This is a genomic window from Bradyrhizobium centrosematis (genome assembly GCF_045571495.1).
Lineage (GTDB): Bacteria > Pseudomonadota > Alphaproteobacteria > Rhizobiales > Xanthobacteraceae > Bradyrhizobium > Bradyrhizobium centrosematis.
This window is the reverse complement of sequence record NZ_CP120703.1, coordinates 5,235,043-5,255,585: the sequence shown is the minus strand read 5'-3', so window position 1 is coordinate 5,255,585 and position 20,543 is coordinate 5,235,043. Positions and strand designations below refer to the sequence as shown.

Below are 20,543 nucleotides of genomic sequence, written 5' to 3'. Positions count from 1 at the left end.
GCGCGCCCGCGCCATCACAACGAGACCCGATTATGTTTGCCAAGCTTTCCATCCGCGCCAAGATCACCGGCGTCGTGGCGTTCCTTTTGATCGCGATGACCGGCATGGGCCTGCTCGCCGTCATGAAGATGCGGTCGATGAACGCCAATACCGTCGACATCACCACGAACTGGATGCCGAGCGTCAGGGTGATCGGCGATCTGCGTGCCGCGGTCATCACCTATCGGAACGTGGTGCGTCAGCACATGCTGGCCGAGGCCCTGGAAGACAAGCTCGCGGTGGAGAAGACCGCTGCCACCGTGACCGAGGCGCTCGCCAAGACCCGCGGCAAGTACGAGCCGATGATTGCCTCCGCGGAGGAGCGGGCGCTCTACGGCCAGTGGTCCAAGCTCTGGGACGAGTACAAGAAGGGCACCGACGAGGTGATGGCCTTGTCGCGCAAGGAGGCCGGCAAGATCCCGCGCGAGGCCCAGGAGCTCAACTCCAAGACGGTCAACAAGATCGGGCTCCAGGCGGATGAGGTCCTGAACAAGGACATCGAGCTCAACACCAAGGGCGGCGAACAGGCCGCTCAGGACGCCGCCGACAGCTACACCAACGCGTTCATGCTGGTGTCGGTCATTCTCGGCATCGCGGTCGTGATCGGCATCGGCCTCAGCTTCTATCTCGTCCGCGACGTCTCGAACGGCATCAATTCAATCACCGAGCCGATGCAGGCGCTGGGCCGGGGCGACCTTTCCGCAGAGGTTCCGCATCGCGGCGAGAAGACGGAGATCGGCGCCATGGCCGACGTGCTCCAGATCTTCAAGGAGGCGCTGATCGCCAAAAAGGCCGCGGACGAAGCTGCGGCCGCGGATGCCGAAGCCAAGATCGAGCGCGGCCGCCGTGTCGACAACATCACCCGCGAATTCGAAGCCATGATCGGCGAGATCGTCCAGACCGTCTCGTCGGCCTCGACCCAGCTGGAGGCCTCGGCCTCGACGCTGACGTCGACCGCCGACCGCTCCCAGCGACTGGCGACCACGGTTGCCAGCGCTTCGGAGGAAGCCTCGACCAACGTGCAGTCGGTAGCCTCTGCCACCGAGGAGATGGCCTCGTCGGTCGGCGAGATCAGCCGTCAGGTGCAGGAATCGGCGCGGATGGCCGGCGATGCCGTCGGCCAGGCGCGCGCCACCACCGAGCGCGTCAGCGAGCTGTCGAAGGCGGCGTCCCGAATCGGCGACGTCGTCGAGCTGATCAACACCATCGCAGGTCAGACCAACCTGTTGGCGCTGAACGCGACCATCGAGGCGGCGCGTGCAGGCGAAGCCGGCCGCGGCTTTGCGGTGGTGGCCTCCGAGGTGAAAGCGCTCGCCGAACAGACCGCGAAGGCGACCGGTGAGATCGGCCAGCAGATCTCCGGCATCCAGGCGGCGACCAACGACTCGGTCGGCGCGATCAAGGAGATCTCCTCGACCATCGAGCGTCTCTCGGAAATCTCGTCGGCGATCGCGGCGGCGGTGGAAGAGCAGGGCGCGGCAACGCAGGAGATCGCCCGCAACGTGCAGCAGGCCGCGCAGGGCACGCAGCAGGTCTCCTCCAACATCACCGACGTGCAGCGCGGCGCGACCGAGACCGGCACGGCCTCATCGCAGGTGCTGTCGGCGGCGCAGATGCTGTCGAACGACTCGGGCCGTTTGAAGAATGAGGTCAGCAAGTTTTTGACCAACGTCCGCGCGGCGTAAGCTGCGACACCAGACCCTGGCACCAACGAACGGGCGGCGCTGCAAGCGCTGCCCGTTTTTCTTTCGGCGGTAGCATGATGTCGCCTGCAGGTAGCATCATGTTGGACCAACCGTAATCGTACGGGCCCGCCGTTTCATCGATGGTTAAATCGCATTTACGACAATTGGGGTGAGGGCGGCTTCGCGTTGGAGACGATCCCGATTGGAATAATCCATTTTGCATTCCTTTTAAGGAGGCTTCCAATGCGCAAGAATTTTCCCGTCACCGATGTCGAATATCCGGTCAGCGACGAGACGCTGATCGTCTCGCGCACCGACCTCAAGGGCAAGCTCAGCTACTTCAACGAGGACTTCATCGCGGCCGCCGGCTTCACGTCGGCGGAGCTCATGGGCCAGCCGCACAATATCGTCCGTCACCCCGACATGCCGCCCGAGGCGTTCGATAATCTCTGGGACACGCTGAAGGCCGGCAAGCCGTGGCTCGGCGCAGTGAAGAACCGCCGCAAGAACGGCGACTTCTACTGGGTGCTGGCGACGGCCTCTCCGATCCGCGAGAACGGCGAGGTCAAGGGCTATACCTCGATCCGTACCAAACTGCCGGCCGACCAGCGCAAGCTCGCCGAAGAGGTTTACACCGCAATCCGCGAGAAGAAGCCGCATGGCTATCGCATCGACGCCGGCATCATCCGCCGCCGCTCGTGGCGCGACCGCTTCAGCGTCTTCACCGGCACGCTGAAGGCACGCCTCGTCACGACGATCGCACTCCAGGTGCTGTTCATGCTCGCACTCGGCATCGGCGGCGCTCTCGCCTCCGGTGGCTCGGCCAGCCTGATCCTGTCGACACTGGCCATCGTCGGCGCCGCTATCGTGGGGTTCGCCGGCCTTGCGACCATGCGTGCGATCCAGGGGCCGATGCAGCAGCTCAACGACACTTTGCTCAACCTCGTGCAGGACAAGCTCGACAATCGCATCGTGATCGAGCGCGACGACGAGATTGGCGAAGCGCTGCGTAACCTCCAGACGGTGCAAACCATCGTTCGTTTCAGCCGCGACGAGGTGCAGGCGGTGCAGCGCCGGGCCGAGGCGCAGCGCAAGGCCGACATGACCAAGCTTGCGGACGGTTTCGAGGCCGCGATCGGCGAGATCGTCGAGACCGTGTCGTCGGCGGCCACCGAGCTCGAGGCTTCGGCCTCGACGCTATCCTCGACCGCGGGTCGGGCGCAGGAATTGGCGACGGCGGTCGCAACCGGCTCGGAGGCGGCCTCCAGCAACGTTCACTCGGTGGCTTCGGCCGCCGAGGAAATGTCGTCCTCGGTGCGCGAGATCGGCCGGCAGGTGCAGGATTCCTCCCGGATCGCGAGCGAAGCGGTCAGCCAGGCGCAGGCCACGACCGAACGCGTCAGCGAATTGTCGCGGGCGGCATCGCGGATCGGCGACGTCGTTGAGCTCATCAACGCAATCGCCGGCCAGACCAATCTGCTGGCGCTCAATGCGACGATCGAAGCGGCACGTGCGGGCGAGGCCGGACGGGGCTTCGCCGTCGTGGCCTCCGAGGTCAAGGCCCTCGCCGAGCAGACGGCCAAGGCCACCGGCGAGATCGGCCAGCAGGTCGGCGGCATTCAGGCGGCGACGCAGGATTCGGTCAGCGCCATCGGCGAGATCAGCGGCACCATCGCGCGCTTGTCGGAGATCGCTTCGGCGATTGCGGCGGCCGTGGAGCAGCAGGGCGCGGCAACCCAGGAGATTGCGCGCAACGTTCAGCAGGCCGCTCAGGGCACCCAGCAGGTCTCGTCCAATGTCGGCGACGTCCAGCGCGGCGCCTCCGAGACCGGCTCGGCGTCTTCGCAGGTGCTCTCGGCGGCGCAGATGCTGTCCCGCGATTCCAACCGTCTGAAGCTCGAAGTCGGCAAGTTCCTGAATTCCGTCCGGGCGGCGTAGCGATCGGCCGCATAGCTGCGATGTCGATTCCGCAGTGCGATAGCAGGGAAGTGAATGCAGGATAGTTCTGGTTATTAGCCTTTCGCGCGGTGCTCGGGTAAAGGAGGGAAGAGGATCCCCGTGGGGGCGGATCCCCTTCCTTGCTAGACCCGGATTTGCCTGGCGCATGATTGCACTGGTCCGTATTGCCCTGAGCCGGCCCTATACGTTCGTCGTGCTCGCGCTTCTGCTGCTGATCATCGGACCGCTCGCGGCGCTGCGCACCCCGACCGACATCTTCCCGGACATCCGCATTCCCGTCATCGGCGTGGTCTGGCAGTACACCGGCCTGCCGCCGGACCAGATGTCGGGCCGCATCACCACGCCGTTCCAGCGTGCGCTGACGACGACGGTCAACGACATCGAGCACATCACCGCCAATTCCTACAATGGCTTTGGCATCATCAAGATCTTCTTCCAGCCCAACGTCGACATCCGCACCGCCAACGCCCAGGTCACCGCGATCTCGCAGACGCTGCTCAAGCAGATGCCGCCGGGCGCGACACCGCCCCTGATCCTGAACTACTCCGCCTCGACCGTGCCGATCATCCAGGTGGCGCTGTCGGGAGACGGCCTGACCGAACAGAACCTCGCCGATATCGGCATCAATCAGCTCCGCACGCCACTGGTGACCGTGCCCGGCGCGGCGATCCCCTATCCGTTCGGCGGCAAGCAGCGCCAGGTCCAGATCGACCTCGATCCCACCGCGCTCCAGGCCCGCGGCCTGTCCGGCCAGGACGTCGCCAACGCGCTCGCGGCCCAGAACCTGATCACGCCGGTCGGCACCCAGAAGATCGGCTCGTTCGAATACAACATCCAGCTCAACAACTCGCCGCTCCGGATCGACGAGCTCGGCAATCTGCCGATCCGGACCGTCAACGGCGCCATGGTCTATGTGCGCGACGTCGCCTCCGTGCGCGACGGCAATCCGCCGCAGACCAACATCGTCCATGTCGACGGCAACCGTTCGGTGCTGATGATGGTGCTGAAGGCGGGTGCGACCTCGACGCTCGACATTATTTCCGGCATCAAGCAGAAGGTGGTCGAGGTCAAGGATCAGCTGCCCGACGCGCTCAAGATCGGCTTCATTGGCGACCAGTCGGTGTTCGTCCGCGGTGCGATTCAAGGTGTCGCCTTCGAAGGCGTGATCGCGGCACTGCTGACCAGTGTCATGATCCTCCTGTTCCTCGGCAGCTGGCGCTCGACCGTCATCATCGCGGTCTCGATCCCACTCTCGGTGCTGGGGGCCATCATCATGCTGTCGGCGATCGGCGAGACACTCAACATCATGACGCTCGGCGGCCTCGCGCTCGCGGTTGGCATCCTCGTCGACGACGCCACGGTGACGATTGAGAACATCAACTACCATCTGGAGCAGGGCAAGCCGGTCGAGCAGTCGATCCTCGACGGCGCCAACCAGATCGTGACGCCGGCCTTCGTGTCGCTGCTCTGCATCTGCATCGTGTTCGTGCCGATGTTCTTCCTCACCGGGGTGGCGCGCTTCCTGTTCGTGCCGATGGCGGAAGCCGTGATGTTTGCGATGATCTGGTCGTTCATCCTGTCGCGCACACTGGTGCCGACCATGGCGAACTATCTGCTCAAGGCGCATGTCCATCATGACGGCGCCGCGCCGAAGTCGCGTAATCCCCTGGTCTGGTTCCAGCGCGGCTTCGAGGCGCGGTTCGAGCGCATCCGCGGCTTCTATCACGGCTTGCTGGGTCTCGCGCTGGCGCATCGCGCGGTGTTCGTGATCGGCTTTCTCTGTGTCGTGGGGGCGTCGTTCGCGCTGGTGCCGTTCCTGGGGCGCAATTTCTTCCCCGCGGTCGATGCCGGCAACATCCTGATGCATGTCCGCACCCAGGTCGGCACCCGCGTCGAGGAGACCGCCAACCAGCTCGCCGACGTGCAGAAGGCGGTCCGCAAGCTGATTCCCGGCGAGATCGAGACCATGACCGACAACATCGGCATGCCGATCTCCGGCATCAACATGACCTACAACAACACTGGCGTGATCGGCCCGCAGGACGGCGACATCCAGATCAAGCTGAAGGAGGGCCACAAGCCCACCGAGGAGCATGTGCGCGTGCTGCGCGAGCAGTTGCCGCGGCTGTTCCCCGGCGTCAGTTTCGCATTCCTCCCCGCCGACATCGTCAGCCAGATCCTGAATTTCGGCGCACCGGCGCCGATCGACCTGCAGATCCGCGGTGCCAATCTCGCCGCCAACTTTGCTTATGCCAACAGCCTGCTGGCCAAGGTGCGCAGGATCCCCGGCGTCGCCGACGCGCGCATCCAGCAATCGCCGAACAACCCGACCTTCAACATCGATGTCGACCGCACCCGTGCTCAATATGTCGGTCTGACCGAGCGCGACGTCACCAACAGCCTCGTGGTCAATCTCGCCGGCTCCTCGCAGGTGGCGCCGACCTACTATCTCAATCCCGACAACGGTGTGTCCTATTCGATCGTGATGCAGACGCCGCAATACCAGATCGACTCGCTGAGCGCGCTGCAGACGCTGCCGATCACGGCGGCCGGCAATGCGCAGTCACCGATCCTCGGCGGCATCGCCGACATCAAGCGCTCGACCTCGAGTGCCGTGGTGTCGCAATACGACATCCAGTCGATGGTGCAGATCTTCGCCACCACGTCGGGCCGCGATCTCGGCGCGGTGTCCAGCGACATCCGCAAGGTGATCGCCGACACCGCCAAGGACGTGCCGAAGGGCTCCTCCGTGGTGCTGCTCGGCCAGGTGCAGACCATGAACAGCGCCTTCACCGGCCTTCTGTTCGGCCTGCTCGGTGCGGTCGTGCTGATCTACTTCCTGATCGTCGTGAACTTCCAGTCCTGGTCCGATCCGTTCGTGATCATCACCGCCTTGCCGGCCGCACTCGCCGGCATCGTCTGGATGCTGTTCGCGACCGGGACCACGCTGTCGGTCCCCGCGCTCACCGGCGCCATCATGTGCATGGGCGTTGCCACCGCCAACAGCGTGCTCGTGATCTCCTTCGCCCGCGAGCGCTATGCCGAACTGGGCGATCCCATCGCGGCCGCCCTTGAAGCGGGCTTCGTCCGGTTCCGCCCTGTCCTGATGACCGCTCTCGCCATGATCATCGGCATGGCGCCGATGGCGCTGGGGCTGGGCGAGGGTGGCGAGCAGAACGCCCCGCTCGGCCGCGCCGTGATCGGCGGCCTGATCTTTGCAACGTTTGCCACGCTGGTATTCGTTCCCGTGGTGTTCAGCATGGTACACAAGAAACAAGGCGCCAAAGTCGCCGCCTCATTGGAGACCCCGCATGTCGCCCACTGAATCCGGCTCCCCGGTCTCGCACCGGAAACTGGGCATCTTCGGCGTGGTGGCGCTGATTGCGGCTGGCCTCGTCGTCGGCACCGGCATCCGCGCCCGCGAGGAGCAGGGCTCCAAGCTGAGGGAATGGACCGACGACCAGGCCATTCCGAGCGTGGCGGTGACGCAGCCGAGCGCCAAGGCGCTGAGCGCGACCATCGACCTGCCGGGCCGGCTGGAAGCCTATTACCGCGCGCCCATCTTCGCTCGCGTCCCCGGCTATCTCAAGAGCTGGAGCGCCGACATCGGAGCGCGCGTCAAGGCCGGGCAGGTGATTGCCGAGATCGAGGCGCCCGATCTAGACCAGCAGCTGCTGCAGGCGCGCGCCGACCTTGCCAGCCAGCAGGCCAGCGCCAGGCTGTCGGAAGCGACACTGAACCGGCGGAAGACGCTGGTCGCCTCCAACTTCGTCTCCGCGCAGGAGATCGACGAGCGCACCGCCGACCTCTCCAACAAGAACGCGGCGGTTCGCTCGGGCCAGGCCAATGTCGAGCGGCTGGAAGCGCTGGCCGGCTACAAGAAGATCACCGCTCCGTTCGACGGCGTGGTGACGGCGCGCGATACCGACGTCGGCGCGCTGATCAATGCCGGCGGCGGCTCGGGCCCGGCGATGTTCGTGATATCGGACATCACCAAGCTGCGCGTCTACGTCAACGTGCCCCAGAACTACGTGCCGGCGATCAAGATCGGCGCCAAGGCCACGATCACGCTGCCGGAATATCCCAACCGGACCTTCCAGGCGACGGTGGAGGCTTCCTCCCAGGCCGTCGACGTCGCCTCGGGGACGACTCGTATGCAGCTTGGGCTGGATAATTCGAGCGGCGAGCTGATGCCCGGCGGCTACGCCAGCGTGAAGCTGAGCCTGCAGCGCGACTCGGCGCCGCTCAGCATTCCCGCCAGCGCCCTGATCTTCAACGGCAGCGGCCTGCGTGTCGCCACCGTCGGTGCCGACGACAAGGTGCTGTTCAAGCCGGTGACCATCGCGCGTGATCTCGGCCGTGAGATCGAGCTCGCTTCGGGGATCGCGCCCGACGATCGCGTTATCACCGCTCCGCCGGACGGCCTGTCGGATGGCGATCAGGTCCGCGTCGTCGGTGCCGGCGCCAAGGGCAAGCCGACAACCGCATCGGAAAAGCAGGCGCCGAAGACCTGAAACAGGATGAGTTTTGGTTGAAGCGATGTGGGCTCAGGGCTCGATTCACCTCTCCCGCAGGGAGAGGTCGGAGCGCATCGAAGATGCGGTCCGGGTGAGGGGATCTGGTCTCGCTGAGTGCCGCGGCCCCTCACCCGGATTGCGCTGGACGATGCTTCGCATCGCCAGGGCAATCCGACCTCTCCCCGTCGGGGAGAGGTGAATCACCGGCAGCCCGAAGAATCTAATTTCATCATGCTCTAGTGCTGTCTCGTGCCCCGGACGCAGCGCAGCACGAAGTGGTGCGCTGCTGAGCGGGGCCCATCTCTCCGCCTTGTACTTTGTAGCTTTCTGGGTCCCGGCTCTGCGGAGCGGCATTGCATGCCGCACCGCGTCCGGGACACGAGAGGGAGTTACGCCACCCGCCACTCCGGCACGCCATCGGCGGCCATCGCGATCTCGCCGTGCGAGCCCACCGGCGTGCGATCCATGGTCAGCAGATGGGCCAGCGTCGCGCCGTCGCTCGCCGGGATCCGCGCCAGCGTGCGCCGGTCGTCCGCCGTCCGCAGCATCACCACGCCATGCTCGACATCGCCGCCACGGCCGTAGAGCACGGTAAAGCTCTCGACCTTGCCCTTGCCAGAGGCCTCGTCAACGAACTCCGGAACGGCGCGCTTGTTGCGGTCGGCTTCGCCTTGCACGCTCGTCTCCTGCGCCAGCGCTTCGCGCGGTGGCGCCTTCGCCACCACCAGCGCGTGATGCTTGGTGACGAAGCCGCCCTGGCCGTAAAGCAGACCGAGCCTGGCGCCGTCGCGCACACGCCGCACCATCGCACAGGCCGCATGCGTCATGTAGGTGTTGAGCGGCGCGCCGAAGAAGGTAAGGCCACCGGTCACGGTCGGCTGCACGTCGGCGCCGAGACCGAGCGTCCGCCGCGCCATCTTGGGCACGCAGGGGAAGCAGCTGTAGAGCTCGATCGCGTCGAACTTCTGGCCGTCGCCGCCGGCAAGGTCCATCACCGCTTTCAGCACCGCGTTCTGCGGATGGCTCTCATAGAACTGATCGCGCAACAGATAGTCGCGCGGCTCCTCCGCCGAGGCGCCGCCCAGCGGATAGACCAGTCTGTCCTCGGCGATGCCGAGTGCGCGCGCCTTGGCAAGGCTGGTCAGCAGCAGGGCACCGCCCATGTTGACGCTGGGATTGGCGACCATGAGCTTGTTGTAGGGCCACGCGATCAGGCGGTTGTCTGCGGTCGGAGTCGTGATCTCCTCCGGCGCATAGCGCCGCTTCAGCCAGGCATTGGGATTCTGAGCGGCGGCCTCGGAATAGCGCGACCACAGCGTGCCTGACTCCGCCATCGCCTCGCGCGGGGTCTGGCCCCAATGCGCGGAAGAGGCGGCCTCGTAGAACGGATAGACCGTGACAGGGCGGAACACGCCGAGCTTCACCGCCAAGGGCTTCTGGAACGCCGCGCCGCGCTTGGGCTCCTCGACGTCATGTGCGAATGGCGTCCATGGCAGCTTGACGCCGGCACGCTCGGCCTTGGTCGCGGTCGACTGCGCTTCCGCGCCGCAAACGGCCGCAACCGTGCATTCGCCGCGCGCGATGCGCTTGGCCGCCTCGTGGATGTAGCGGATCGGGCTCTCGCCGCCGACCGGGCCGTAATAGCAATGCGCCGGCGAAACGCCGAGGCGCCGTGCCAGCAGCTGCTCCGGATCGCGATAGCGCCAGCTCAGGAAGTTGACGACGTCGAGCGACTGCACCTCACCAAGCAGTTTCGCGCCGGCATCCGCCTCCGCGCGCCGCAATGCTTGCTCCAGGAGATCGAGCGGCTCGAGGCCTGCGGTGATCTCCTTGGGACGGTCGACGATCTCGCCGATGCCGACGATGACGGGGATGCGGTCTTCGGGGGTAGTCGTCCTGTCGGTCATGGCCTCAATTCACGATATCAGTTGTTCGTCATTGCGAGCGCAGCGAAGCAATCCAGAATCGGTCCGCGGCGGCAGTCTGGATTGCTTCGCTGCGCTCGCAATGACGATGTGGACGTTACTCCGCCACCAGCGCATTCATGTGCTCGACGGCTTCGGCAAAATCTTCCTTGAACTCCTGCACCACCGCGCCTGCGGACTTCACGCTGTCAATCAGGCCGACGCCCTGGCCGACGAAATAGCTGACGAGATCGCGCGCCCGCGCGTTGCCGCCCGCGGCGGCACGGTCGATCGCGTTGAAGGCGTCGCGGCTGATGATGCTCTGCAGCGGCATCGGCAGCGCGCCGGGGCTCTCCGGTGCGCGGTCCCAGGCGTCGGTCCAGACCGAGCGGAGCTGTCGCGCCGGCTTGCCGGTGCGGCCCTTCGATCGCACCGCGTCGCGCGATGACGCCGCGATCATCTTCTCGCGGAAGATCTCCGTGGTCTCGGCTTCCACCGTCGCAAGCCACACCGAGCCGGTCCAGGCGCCGGCCGCGCCCATCGCCATGCAGGCCGCCATCTGCTGACCCGTCATGATGCCGCCGGCCGCCAGCACCGGCACGTCGCGGATCTCTTTGATCGCCTTGATCACCTCCGGCACCAGGACCATGGTCGAGACCTCGCCGCAATGGCCGCCGGCCTCGGTGCCCTGCACCACGAGGATGTCGACGCCGGCCGCGACCTGCCGCAGGGCGTGCTCCTTGGCGCCGACCAGGGCGGCGACTGGCACGCCGTGTTTCTTGCCCATCTCGATCATCGCCTTCGGCGGCACGCCCAGCGCATTGGCGATCAGCCGGATCGGATGATTGAACGAGACCTCGAGCAGCTCCAGCGCGGTCTTTCCGTCGAACGGCTGGGGGTGATCAGCTGCGACCTCGGTGGTCGTCAGCTCAATGTCGTATTTCTTCAGGAGATCGCGCGTGTACCGGCGGTGCTCCTGCGGCACACGCGCCTCCAGGCTCTTCCAGGTGACGTCCTTCTCGCCTGCCGTCGAGATGTTCTCGGGGATCAGCACGTCGATGCCGTAGGGTTTGCCGTCGACGTGATCGTCGATCCATTTCAGCTCGCGTTCGAGCGTATCGGGCGTGTGCACGGTGGCACCTAGCACGCCGAATCCGCCGGCGCGGCTGACGGCAGCCACGACATCGCGGCAATGGCTGAAGGCCAGCAGCGGGAACTCGATTCCCAGCATGTCGCAGATCGGCGATTTCATGGCTCTCTCCCGGCGGCCTTCGTCGCTGTTGTTGCTTGCTTGCGAAGGCCGTTCGACGCTAGCGCATTGTCATCTGCGATGCCAAGCCGGATTTGGCCGCGCATCTTGCGTGCAGGCGCCGCGCAGCGAACGCGCCATTCCGCTGCACAAAATAAGCAGATCAGGGCTCGCCGATTTGCCTCTTGCGCTTTGGCAAGGTCAAGAGAATGCTGGCTGACAACAACAGAAAACGATCAGGGAGCGCCAACCAATGTCGCCAGCGCAAACCAGTCCGGCTCAGGCCGAAGAAGTCTACGACGTTGTCGTGGTCGGCGCGGGCTTTGCCGGCATGTACATGCTGCATCGCTTGCGCGGGCTCGGCTTCTCGGCGCGCGTCTACGAGCAGGGCGGCGGCGTCGGCGGCACCTGGTACTGGAACCGCTATCCCGGCGCGCGCTGCGACGTCGAGAGCATGCAGTATTCCTATTCGTTCTCGGAGGAGCTGCAGCAGGAATGGGACTGGAGCGAGCGCTACGCGCCGCAGGCAGAGATCTTGAAATATGCCAACCACGTGGCGGACCGTTTTGATCTGCGCCGCGACATCCAGTTCGACACACGTGTGGAGCGCGCAATGTTCGACGAGCGTGCGAAGCGCTGGCGCGTGACGGTCTCCGGCGGCGACACCGTCCAAGCGCAGTTCGTCGTGCTCGCAACCGGGTGTCTGTCGAATGCGCGCAAGCCGGACATCAGGGGCCTCGAAAGCTTCAAGGGCCCTGTCTATCACACCGGCAGCTGGCCGCACCAAGAGGTCGACTTCACGGGCTTGCGCGTCGGCCTGATCGGCACGGGATCGTCGGGCATCCAGTCGGCACCGATCATCGCCGCGCAGGCGAAACATCTCACGGTGTTTCAGCGCACCGCAAATTTTTCGATTCCCGCGCGCAATGCCGCGTTGAGCGAGGAGGAGCGCGATGCGTTCCGCAGGAACTATCCGGAGGTCCGCCGCTTTGCCCGCGAGGTCGCGCGCAACGGCATCTATGCCGAGCAGCCCGATCGTAGCGCGCTCGAGGACACAGACGATGTCAGGCGTGACAAATACGAGAAGCGCTGGGCGCGCGGCGGGCTCACCTTCATGTACGCCTACAACAATCTCGGCCTCGACCGCACCGCCAACGACACCGCCGCAGATTTCGTACGCGGCAAGATCGCCGAGATCGTGAAGGACCCCGAGACCGCAAAGCTGCTCCAGCCCAACAGCCATCCGATCGGCACCAAGCGCATCTGCATCGACACCGATTATTTCGCGACCTTCAACCGGCCCAACGTCTCGCTGGTCGACATCAAGGCCAATCCGATTCAAGAGATCACCGCAAATGCCGTGCGCGTCGCCGGGAAGGACCACGAGGTCGATGCGCTGGTGCTGGCGACCGGCTTCGATGCCATGACCGGATCGGTCGCGAAGATCGACATTGCCGGCCGCAATGGGCAGACGCTGAACCGGAAATGGGCGGAAGGCCCGAAGACCTATCTCGGCCTGATGAGCGCGGGCTTTCCGAACCTCTTCATCATCACTGGTCCGGGTAGCCCGTCGGTGCTGTCCAACATGATCGTGTCGATCGAGCAGCATGTGGACTGGATCGCCGATTGCCTCGTCCACCTGCGCAAGCAGGGGTTCGCGACCATGGAAGCGGGCAGGGAGGCCGAGGACAAATGGGTCGCCCATGTCAACGAAGTCGCCCAGGGCACGCTCTATCCGCAGGCCAATTCCTGGTACATGGGCGCCAACGTCCCCGGCAAGCCGCGCATCTTCATGCCCTATATCGGCGGCGTCGGCGTCTATCGCCGGATCTGCGACGAGGTCGCGGCAAAGGGATATCAGGGGTTCGTGATGGAGCGGGCGGAGCAGCCGCAGGCTGCGGCATCGTAGGCAGCACGCACTCTCGCCTGGTCATTCCGGGGCGTCGCGGAGGCCTAGCCATGACAAAACGTGAAGTTGCCGCGCCACGCAATGCATCGGGGCGCCCTTGTCATCGGCCATCCCAGGGCTAATTAATGCAGGCGCATCTTTCTGCCGGAGCCCCCGCATGACCGATACCCCCGCCTACGTGCCGCCGAAAGTCTGGACCTGGAACAAGGAGAATGGCGGGCAATTCGCCAACATCAACCGGCCGATTGCCGGTCCCACCCATGACAAGGAGCTGCCGGTCGGCAAGCATCCGCTTCAGCTCTATTCGCTGGCCACGCCGAACGGGGTGAAGGTCACGGTGATGCTGGAGGAGCTTCTGGCGCTCGGCCACAAGGGGGCCGAATATGACGCCTGGCTGATCAAGATCGGTAACGGCGACCAGTTCGGCAGCGGCTTCGTCGACATCAACCCGAACTCGAAGATCCCGGCGCTGATGGACCGCTCCGGACCCGAGCCGATCAGGGTGTTCGAATCCGGCTCGATCCTGTTCTACCTTGCCGAGAAGTTCGGCGCCTTCCTGCCGAAGGACGTCAAGACCCGCACCGAGGCGATGTCCTGGCTGTTCTGGCAGATGGGCAGCGCGCCCTATCTCGGCGGCGGCTTCGGCCATTTCTACGCCTACGCGCCGTTCAAGATCGAATACGCCATCGACCGCTTCGCGATGGAAACCAAGCGCCAGCTCGATGTGCTCGACCGGCGCCTTGCCGATAACGAGTATCTCGCGGGCAAGGACTATACCATCGCCGACATGGCGGTGTGGCCCTGGTACGGCGCCCTTGCCAAGGGGCTGGTCTACGGCGCTGGCGAATTCCTTTCGGTGCAGGACTACAAGAACGTGCAGCGCTGGACCGACCAGATCGCGCAGCGCCCCGCCGTGAAGCGCGGCCGCATGGTCAACCGCATCTCCGGCGATCCCGCCAGCCAGCTCCACGAGCGTCACGACGCGAGTGATTTCGAAACGAAGACCCAGGACAAGGTCGCCCCTGCGGCGTAGGGCACTTTCTTCACCTCCCCGCTTGCGGCAGGGCTATCGCATTTGAGAGCTTTTCCCTGCGGCCATCCTTCGAGACGCCGGCTTTAGGCGGGCTCCTCAGGATGAGGACTGAGTACGTGGCTGCAGTTTCAACGGGCACTGGCGCCCATTAGCCTCATCCTGAGGAGGCGCGTAAGCGCCGTCTCGAAGGACGAGGCGTGCGCGCAGGCCGTCGCGGGGCGAGGGAGCGCACCGTTGCCGCGGCCTATTTCTTCACGCCCTCCGCTGCCGGAAACACCACGCGGTCATCGGTGCGGCAGTAGCGGTCGGCGAACATGCGGCCGATCGGGTGATAGCGGTCCATGTGCACCCGCATCGCCGTGTCGTCCCACAGCACGTCGCGGATGTGGAAGTGGAGGCCTTCGCCCATGATCAGCCGGCGATCGTCGTTGACGTCGATCAGCTTCCAGAGCTTGCACTCCATCGCCCAGGGCGTGTCGGCGAGCCTGGGCACGGCGACCTTCGTCGAGGGCGCAAGCTTGAGGCCGAGATAGTCCGGCTCGCCGACGTCGGGCGGAAAATCGCCGCTGCTCTCGTGCATGGCCCGCGCCAGCGATTCGTCGGCGAGGTTGACCACGAACTCACCGGTGCGCTGGATGTTGAGATAGGTGTCCTTGTCCTGCCCGTTCGGTTTGCGGTTGGCCGCGAACATGCAGAGCGGCGGATCCTCGCAAAAGGCGTTGAAGAAGCTGAACGGGGCGGCGTTGACGACGCCGGTCGGCCCGACCGACGTCACCCACGCGATCGGCCGCGGCAGGATGAAGGAGGTCAGCACCTTGTAGCGCTCGCGTGGCGTCAGGTCGCTGGCGGCGTAGTCCATGGTGGCTCCTGGGCAAGTCGTCATTGCCGGGCTTGACCCGGCAATCCATCAATCCTGAAGAAATGTTCCATTCCATGGATGCGCGGGTCAAGCCCGCGCACGACGAGTGGGGATCACGCCATGCTGAGCTCGTGCCGTCCCACCACCATCCAGTGCACCTCGTCCGGACCGTCGGCGAAGCGCAGGTGGCGGACGTCCTGGTACATCTCGGCGAGCGGGGTCCAGTGCGAGATGCCGGTGGCGCCGTGCATCTGGATGGCCTGGTCGATGATCCTGCAGGCGCGCTCCGGCACCATGGCCTTGACCATGGAGACCCAGACGCGGGCCTCCTTGTTGCCGAGCACGTCCATCGCCTTGGCGGCCTTCAGCACCATCAGCCGCATCGCCTCGATCTCGCAGCGGGCCTGCGCAATGATCTGCATGTTGCCGCCGAGATGGGCAATCTTCTTGCCGAACGCCTCGCGGGTGAGGCCGCGCTGCACCATCAGGTCGAGCGCCTTCTCGGCCTTGCCGATGGTGCGCATGCAGTGATGGATGCGGCCGGGACCGAGGCGAAGCTGCGAGATCTCGAAGCCGCGGCCTTCGCCGAGGAGGATGTTCTCCTTCGGCACCCGCACATTGTTGAAGCGCATATGCATGTGGCCGCGCGGGGCGTGGTCCTGGCCGAACACGTACATGGGCCCGAGCACCTCGACGCCGGGCGTGTCGCGCGGCACCAGGATCTGCGACTGCTGCTTGCTCGGTGGCGCGTCCGGATTGGTCTTCACCATCACGATGAGGATCTTGCAGCGGGGATCGCCGAGACCGGAGATGTAGTATTTCTCGCCGTTGATGACCCATTCGTCGCCGACCAGCTTCGCGGTCGTCGAGATGTTCTTGGCGTCCGAGGAGGCGACGTTCGGCTCGGTCATGACATAGGCCGAACGGATCTCGCCGTTGAGCAGCGGCTTCAGCCACTTCTCCTTCTGCTCCTTGGTGCCGACGCGCTCCAGCACCTCCATGTTGCCGGTGTCCGGCGCCGAGCAGTTCATGGTCTCCGACGCCAGCGGGCTCTTGCCGAGCTCGGCCGCGATATAGGCGTAGTCGAGGTTCTTCAGGCCCTGGCCGGTCTCGTCATCGGGCAGGAAGAAGTTCCAGAGGCCTTCCTGCTTGGCCTTGTTCTTGGCCTTCTCCAGCACCTCGAGCTGCTTCGGCGTGAAGCTCCAGCGATCCTCCTTGCCTTCGCCGGCCTTGGCGAACTCGATCGACATCGGCTCGACGGTGTCGCGGATGAACTTCTTGACGTGATCGTAGAGCGGCCGGACCTGGTCCGACATGCGGAGGTCGTTGAGCTCGTCGCCGGGATTGAGGGTGTAGTTGGTGGTGCGGGGAATGTAGGTGTGCTTTGTCATTGTTCCTCCCGGAGGCCTTGAGTTCGTGTTGGCGCTCAGAATAGTCGCAGCGCGGCCAAAGTGCGAGCGTGCATTTTCAGGCGCGAGGCCATGCCATCCGATGGAATATCGCGAGAGCGTTTGAAATGTTGTTTGAATGGGACGCGCAAGTGGGCTGGAGCGCCGTCCGATCCCCAGGACTCCGTCATTGCGAGCGTAGCGAAGCAATCCAGAATCTTACCGCGGCGGCAGCCTGGATTGCTTCGTCGCACCAGTGCAAAATTGCTTCGCAATTTTGTCACGGGCTCCTCGCAATGACGAGGAGAGACCTCAAGCGGGCATCCGGTGCATCGCGCAGATCTTGTTGCCGTCGAGGTCGCGCAGATAGGCGAGGTACAGCTTGCCGCCCGGGCCCTGACGGATGCCGGGCGGATCCTCGATCGACTTGCCGCCGGCTGCGACGCCCGCCGCGTGCCATGCATCGACCTGCTCCGGCGAATTGGCCGCAAAGCCAATCGTGCCGCCATTCGCGCAAGTCGCCGGCTCGCCGTTGATCGGCTTCGACACCGAGAACACACCGGTCTTGGTGATGTAGAAGATGCGATGGCCGTCGACCCTGGCCGGTCGAACCTCGAGCGTGCTCAGCAGATTGTCGTAGAACGCCTTGGCCTTGTCGAGATCGTTGGTGCCGATCATGATGTGCGAGAACATTTGCCCATTTCCCTCAGAGTGCGTAGCCCGGATGGAGCGCAGCGAAATCCGGGTCTTGCTTGCTTTTTGTGGTCCCGGACTACGCTTCGCTCCATCCGGGTTACGAACTAGAACGCCGTATAGCCGCCGTCGATCACGAACGTATCCGCGGTGTGATACGACGACGCCTTGCTCATCAGATACACCGCGATGCCGCCGAAATCGCTCGCTTCGCCGAAGCGGCGCTGCGGAATGCGGGGCATCACGTTGGCGACGAATTTCTCGTTGGCCATGATGCCTGCAGTCATGTCGCTCTTGATCCAGCCGGGCAGGATCGCGTTGGCGGTGACGCCGTGGCGGGCGAGCTCGACGCCAAGCGCGCGCACCAGCGCGTTGATCGCGGCTTTCGTTGCCGCATAGTGCTCGTTGCGGGCGGTGCCGAAGATCGAGGCAAGGCTCGAGGTTGCGACCAGCCGGCCGAAGGGATCGCCGGCATTGGCGCGCTCGGTCATGTGCCTGGCCGCGGCCTGGAAGGCGTGGAACACGCCGTCGAGATTGGTCGCGAACATCGTGCGCCATTCCTCTTCGGTGCGCTCGATGAAGGAGCGCCGGCCGCCGCCGCCGATGCCGGCATTGGCGAAGCAACCGTCGACCCGGCCGAAAGTATCGAGCGTCGCCTTCATCGCGGCATTGACCGAGGCCGCATCGGTGACGTCGACGACGCGGGTGTCGACCTTGCCTGAGAGCCCCGCCATGCTCGCGGCCGCAGCCTTGTTCTTGTCGGGATTGCGGCCCCAGATCGAGACGTTGCAGCCCTGGCCGGCGAGCGCCTGCGCGATGCCGAGACCGATGCCGCCATTGCCACCGGTGATCACGGCGACGCGGCCGGCGAGGTCGAAAAGGTTCATGGCGCGTTTCCTGTTCTTACTGGAGATCCTGGCATGCGGCGCATCAGCCGCTGCGCGCAAGATTGCTTGCTATGCTCTGATCACCATGGACAAGACCGCGCCAAAAATCAAATATGCGCCCCGGCAAACGAATTCCGGTCTGCGAAACTGACGCAGGCGCAACTGACGAGGAAACCATGCAGTTCAAACACGTCACGCTCGACTTCGATGGCTCGGTCGCGATCCTCAGGCTCGACCATCAGGAGGTGATGAACGCGGTCTCCGTGGACATGCTGGGCGGCCTTGCCGAGGCGCTCGATACGATCGAGGAGAAGAAGGACGAGGTGCGCTGCGTGGTGCTGACCGGCGCGGGCCGGGCCTTCTGCACCGGCGCCAACCTGCAGGGGCGCAACAACCAGTCGAAGAAGACCAAGGCCGGCCTGACGCTGGAGACCGGCTTTCATCCCTTCCTGCGCCGCATCCGCAACCTGCATTGCCCCATCATCACGGCCGTCAACGGCCCGGCCGCCGGTGCCGGCATGAGCTTCGCGCTGCTCGGCGACATGATCTTGTGCGCACGCTCGTCCTATTTCCTGCAGGCGTTCCGCCGCATCGGGCTCGTGCCGGATTGCGGCTCGACCTGGCTGTTGCCGCGCCTCGTCGGCCGCGCGCGCTCGATCGAATTGTCGCTGATGGGCGAGCGGCTGCCGGCCGAGAAGGCACTGGAATGGGGCCTCGTCAACCGCGTCTATGACGACGGCGTGCTGATGGAGGAAGCGATGAAGCTCGCGCGCGAGCTCGCCAGCGGCCCGACGGTGGCGTTGGCGCTGATCCGCAAGCTCTATTGGGACAGCCCCGAAAATTCCTTCGAGGATCAGCTCAATCTCGAATTCCAGTGCCAGCTCCGCGCCGGCGACACCCAGGATTTCCGTGAGGGCGTCGGCGCGTTCCTGGAGAAACGGCCCGCGCAGTTCAAAGGCAAATGATCGAGGCCGAACTCTCCCGCAGTGTCCGGCGCTGGTGCAAGGGCGCGACCGGCGTCACCGGCGCGGCAAAGCTCTCCGGCGGCGCCAGCCAGGAAACCTGGCGCTTCGATATCCTGCATCCGGATGGAGTGATCGGCGCGATCCTGCGCCGCTCGCCGAAAGGCTATGGCGCCGCGCCAACCCGCGCGGCCGGGCTTGCCGCTGAAGCGCAGCTGATGCAGCTCGCCTTCGAGGCCGGCGTGCCGTCGCCGCGCGTGATGCATGTGCTGACGGTCGAGGACGATCTCGGCACCGGCTTCGTCATGCAGCGGGTCGAGGGCGAGACCATCGCCCGCAAGATTCTTCGCGATGACGAGTACGCGGCGGCGCGCCCGATTCTGGCGCGGCAGATCGGCGGCATTCTCGCCGGTCTCCATCGGCTGCCGCAGGACAAACTGCCCGTGTTGCGCAGCAGGTCGGCGACCCAGGAGATATCCGAGTTCGAGCGCGACTATCGCAGCCTGAACTGGCCCAAGCCCGTGTTCGAGCTGGCGCTGCGCTGGCTGCGCGACCACGATCCCGGTCCCTCGGCCGAGACCACGCTGGTGCATGGCGATTTCCGCAACGGCAATCTCATCATCGGCGCCGACGGCGTCCGCGCCGTGCTGGACTGGGAGCTCGCCCATCTCGGCGACCCCATGGAGGATCTCGGCTGGGTCTGCGTCAACTCATGGCGCTTCGGCGAGATCGACAAGCCCGTCGGCGGCTTCGGCTCGCGCGAGGAGCTGTTCGCAGGCTATGAGGCGGCTGGCCGCAAGGTCGACGCCGCGCGCGTCAAATTTTGGGAAGTGATGGGCACCTTGCGCTGGGGCATCATGTGCGGCGGCATGATGCAGCGGTTCCGCGAAGGGCCGGATCATTCCATGGAGCGCGCCATGATCGGCCGCCGCGCCTCCGAGACCGAGATCGATCTGTTGCGGCTTCTGGCGCCGCGCGGGAGCTGACACATGCAAGACGAGCCGACACCGATCGAGCTGACCAAGGCGGTCGCCGATTTCCTCCGCAACGACATCACGCCGCTGATCTCCGGCCACCAGGCCTTCAAGCTGCGCGTCGCCATCAACATCCTCGATCTCGTCACGCGGCAACTGACGAGGGAGGAGGGGAGCGATGCTGCGGAAGTCGAGCGTCTGCGCGAGCTGCTCGGCGAGAACGGCTCGGTCATGGAGCTCAACCGCGTGTTCGCCGATCGCATCGCCAGGGGCGAGATCGATCTCGCAACCCCGGGCCTCGCCGAGCATCTGTGGGCGACCACGATGGACAAGCTCGCGGTGGATCAGCCGAACTACGCGTCGTACAAGCGGGAGCTCGGGCGGGGCGGGTAGGCGGCAGCTACATACTCCGTCATTCCGGGGCGTCGCGCAGCGACGAGCCCGGAATCCATTTATCCGCGCGTTCTGTTGCTTGATGGATTCCG

At 65.1% G+C, this 20,543-nt stretch carries 16 protein-coding genes; 10 read left to right on the top strand and 6 right to left on the bottom strand.

Going from position 1 to position 20,543, the window contains the following annotated elements:
* Positions 1–32: 32 nt before the first annotated feature.
* The 4 genes from P6U31_RS25130 to P6U31_RS25115 all read left to right on the top strand — a co-directional run bounded on the left by P6U31_RS25130 (position 33) and on the right by P6U31_RS25115 (position 8,197).
* Positions 33–1,724: a methyl-accepting chemotaxis protein gene (locus tag P6U31_RS25130; RefSeq protein WP_407184452.1), complete on the top strand. Its 1,692-nt coding sequence runs from the start codon at positions 33–35 to the stop codon at positions 1,722–1,724.
* 243 nt (positions 1,725–1,967) lie between these two features.
* Entirely contained in the window at positions 1,968–3,662 is a 1,695-nt protein-coding gene (locus P6U31_RS25125; RefSeq protein WP_407184451.1) for a methyl-accepting chemotaxis protein, read from the top strand.
* 166 nt (positions 3,663–3,828) lie between these two features.
* Positions 3,829–7,008, top strand: coding sequence for an efflux RND transporter permease subunit (locus P6U31_RS25120; protein WP_407184450.1), 3,180 nt, complete (start codon positions 3,829–3,831; stop codon positions 7,006–7,008).
* Positions 6,995–8,197, top strand: coding sequence for an efflux RND transporter periplasmic adaptor subunit (locus P6U31_RS25115; protein ID WP_407184449.1), 1,203 nt, complete (start codon positions 6,995–6,997; stop codon positions 8,195–8,197). The genes P6U31_RS25120 and P6U31_RS25115 overlap by 14 nt, the downstream gene beginning before the upstream one ends.
* Positions 8,198–8,589: 392 nt before the next feature.
* On the opposite strand, the gene P6U31_RS25110 is transcribed toward P6U31_RS25115, so the two are convergent.
* Together P6U31_RS25110 and P6U31_RS25105 are read right to left on the bottom strand one after the other, a co-directional pair.
* On the bottom strand, positions 8,590–10,107 hold the full coding sequence (locus tag P6U31_RS25110; protein WP_407184448.1) for an acetyl-CoA acetyltransferase: 1,518 nt from the start codon (positions 10,105–10,107) through the stop codon (positions 8,590–8,592).
* A 115-nt stretch (positions 10,108–10,222) separates the two neighbouring features.
* Positions 10,223–11,356, bottom strand: a complete 1,134-nt coding sequence (locus P6U31_RS25105) for a nitronate monooxygenase (RefSeq protein ID WP_407184447.1) — start codon at positions 11,354–11,356, stop codon at positions 10,223–10,225.
* 250 nt (positions 11,357–11,606) lie between these two features.
* Between P6U31_RS25105 and P6U31_RS25100 the strand changes: the two genes are divergently transcribed.
* The gene (locus P6U31_RS25100) at positions 11,607–13,262 is read left to right on the top strand and encodes a flavin-containing monooxygenase (RefSeq protein WP_407184446.1); all 1,656 of its coding nucleotides are present in this window, start codon (positions 11,607–11,609) and stop codon (positions 13,260–13,262) included.
* Positions 13,263–13,419: 157 nt separating this feature from the next.
* Entirely contained in the window at positions 13,420–14,295 is an 876-nt protein-coding gene (gene yghU, locus P6U31_RS25095; protein WP_407184445.1) for a glutathione-dependent disulfide-bond oxidoreductase, read from the top strand.
* A 244-nt stretch (positions 14,296–14,539) separates the two neighbouring features.
* On the opposite strand, the gene P6U31_RS25090 is transcribed toward yghU, so the two are convergent.
* From P6U31_RS25090 to P6U31_RS25075, 4 genes are all read right to left on the bottom strand, one after another.
* Entirely contained in the window at positions 14,540–15,154 is a 615-nt protein-coding gene (locus P6U31_RS25090) for a flavin reductase family protein (protein ID WP_407184444.1), read from the bottom strand.
* A 113-nt stretch (positions 15,155–15,267) separates the two neighbouring features.
* Positions 15,268–16,545, bottom strand: a complete 1,278-nt coding sequence (locus P6U31_RS25085; RefSeq protein ID WP_225143807.1) for an acyl-CoA dehydrogenase family protein — start codon at positions 16,543–16,545, stop codon at positions 15,268–15,270.
* A 309-nt stretch (positions 16,546–16,854) separates the two neighbouring features.
* Entirely contained in the window at positions 16,855–17,235 is a 381-nt protein-coding gene (locus tag P6U31_RS25080) for a VOC family protein (RefSeq protein ID WP_407184443.1), read from the bottom strand.
* Positions 17,236–17,342: 107 nt separating this feature from the next.
* Positions 17,343–18,122 (bottom strand): SDR family NAD(P)-dependent oxidoreductase, encoded by a 780-nt coding sequence (locus P6U31_RS25075; protein WP_407184442.1) that lies wholly within the window; start codon positions 18,120–18,122, stop codon positions 17,343–17,345.
* On the opposite strand from P6U31_RS25075, the gene P6U31_RS25070 reads away from it, so the two are divergent.
* The 4 genes from P6U31_RS25070 to P6U31_RS25055 are packed head-to-tail and all read left to right on the top strand — an operon-like array spanning position 18,121 to position 20,451.
* Positions 18,121–18,273 carry a hypothetical protein gene (locus P6U31_RS25070; RefSeq protein WP_407184441.1) on the top strand — a complete coding sequence of 51 codons (153 nt, stop codon included), beginning with the start codon at positions 18,121–18,123 and terminating at the stop codon, positions 18,271–18,273. The genes P6U31_RS25075 and P6U31_RS25070 overlap by 2 nt on opposite strands.
* Before the next feature lie 25 nt (positions 18,274–18,298).
* Positions 18,299–19,087 carry an enoyl-CoA hydratase/isomerase gene (locus P6U31_RS25065; protein ID WP_407184440.1) on the top strand — a complete coding sequence of 263 codons (789 nt, stop codon included), beginning with the start codon at positions 18,299–18,301 and terminating at the stop codon, positions 19,085–19,087.
* A complete protein-coding gene (locus tag P6U31_RS25060) occupies positions 19,084–20,070 on the top strand; it encodes a phosphotransferase family protein (RefSeq protein WP_407184439.1) in 987 nt (328 codons plus the stop codon). The genes P6U31_RS25065 and P6U31_RS25060 overlap by 4 nt, the downstream gene beginning before the upstream one ends.
* 3 nt (positions 20,071–20,073) lie before the next feature.
* Positions 20,074–20,451 carry a DUF6285 domain-containing protein gene (locus P6U31_RS25055; RefSeq protein ID WP_407184438.1) on the top strand — a complete coding sequence of 126 codons (378 nt, stop codon included), beginning with the start codon at positions 20,074–20,076 and terminating at the stop codon, positions 20,449–20,451.
* The last annotated feature ends 92 nt before the right edge of the window (positions 20,452–20,543 follow it).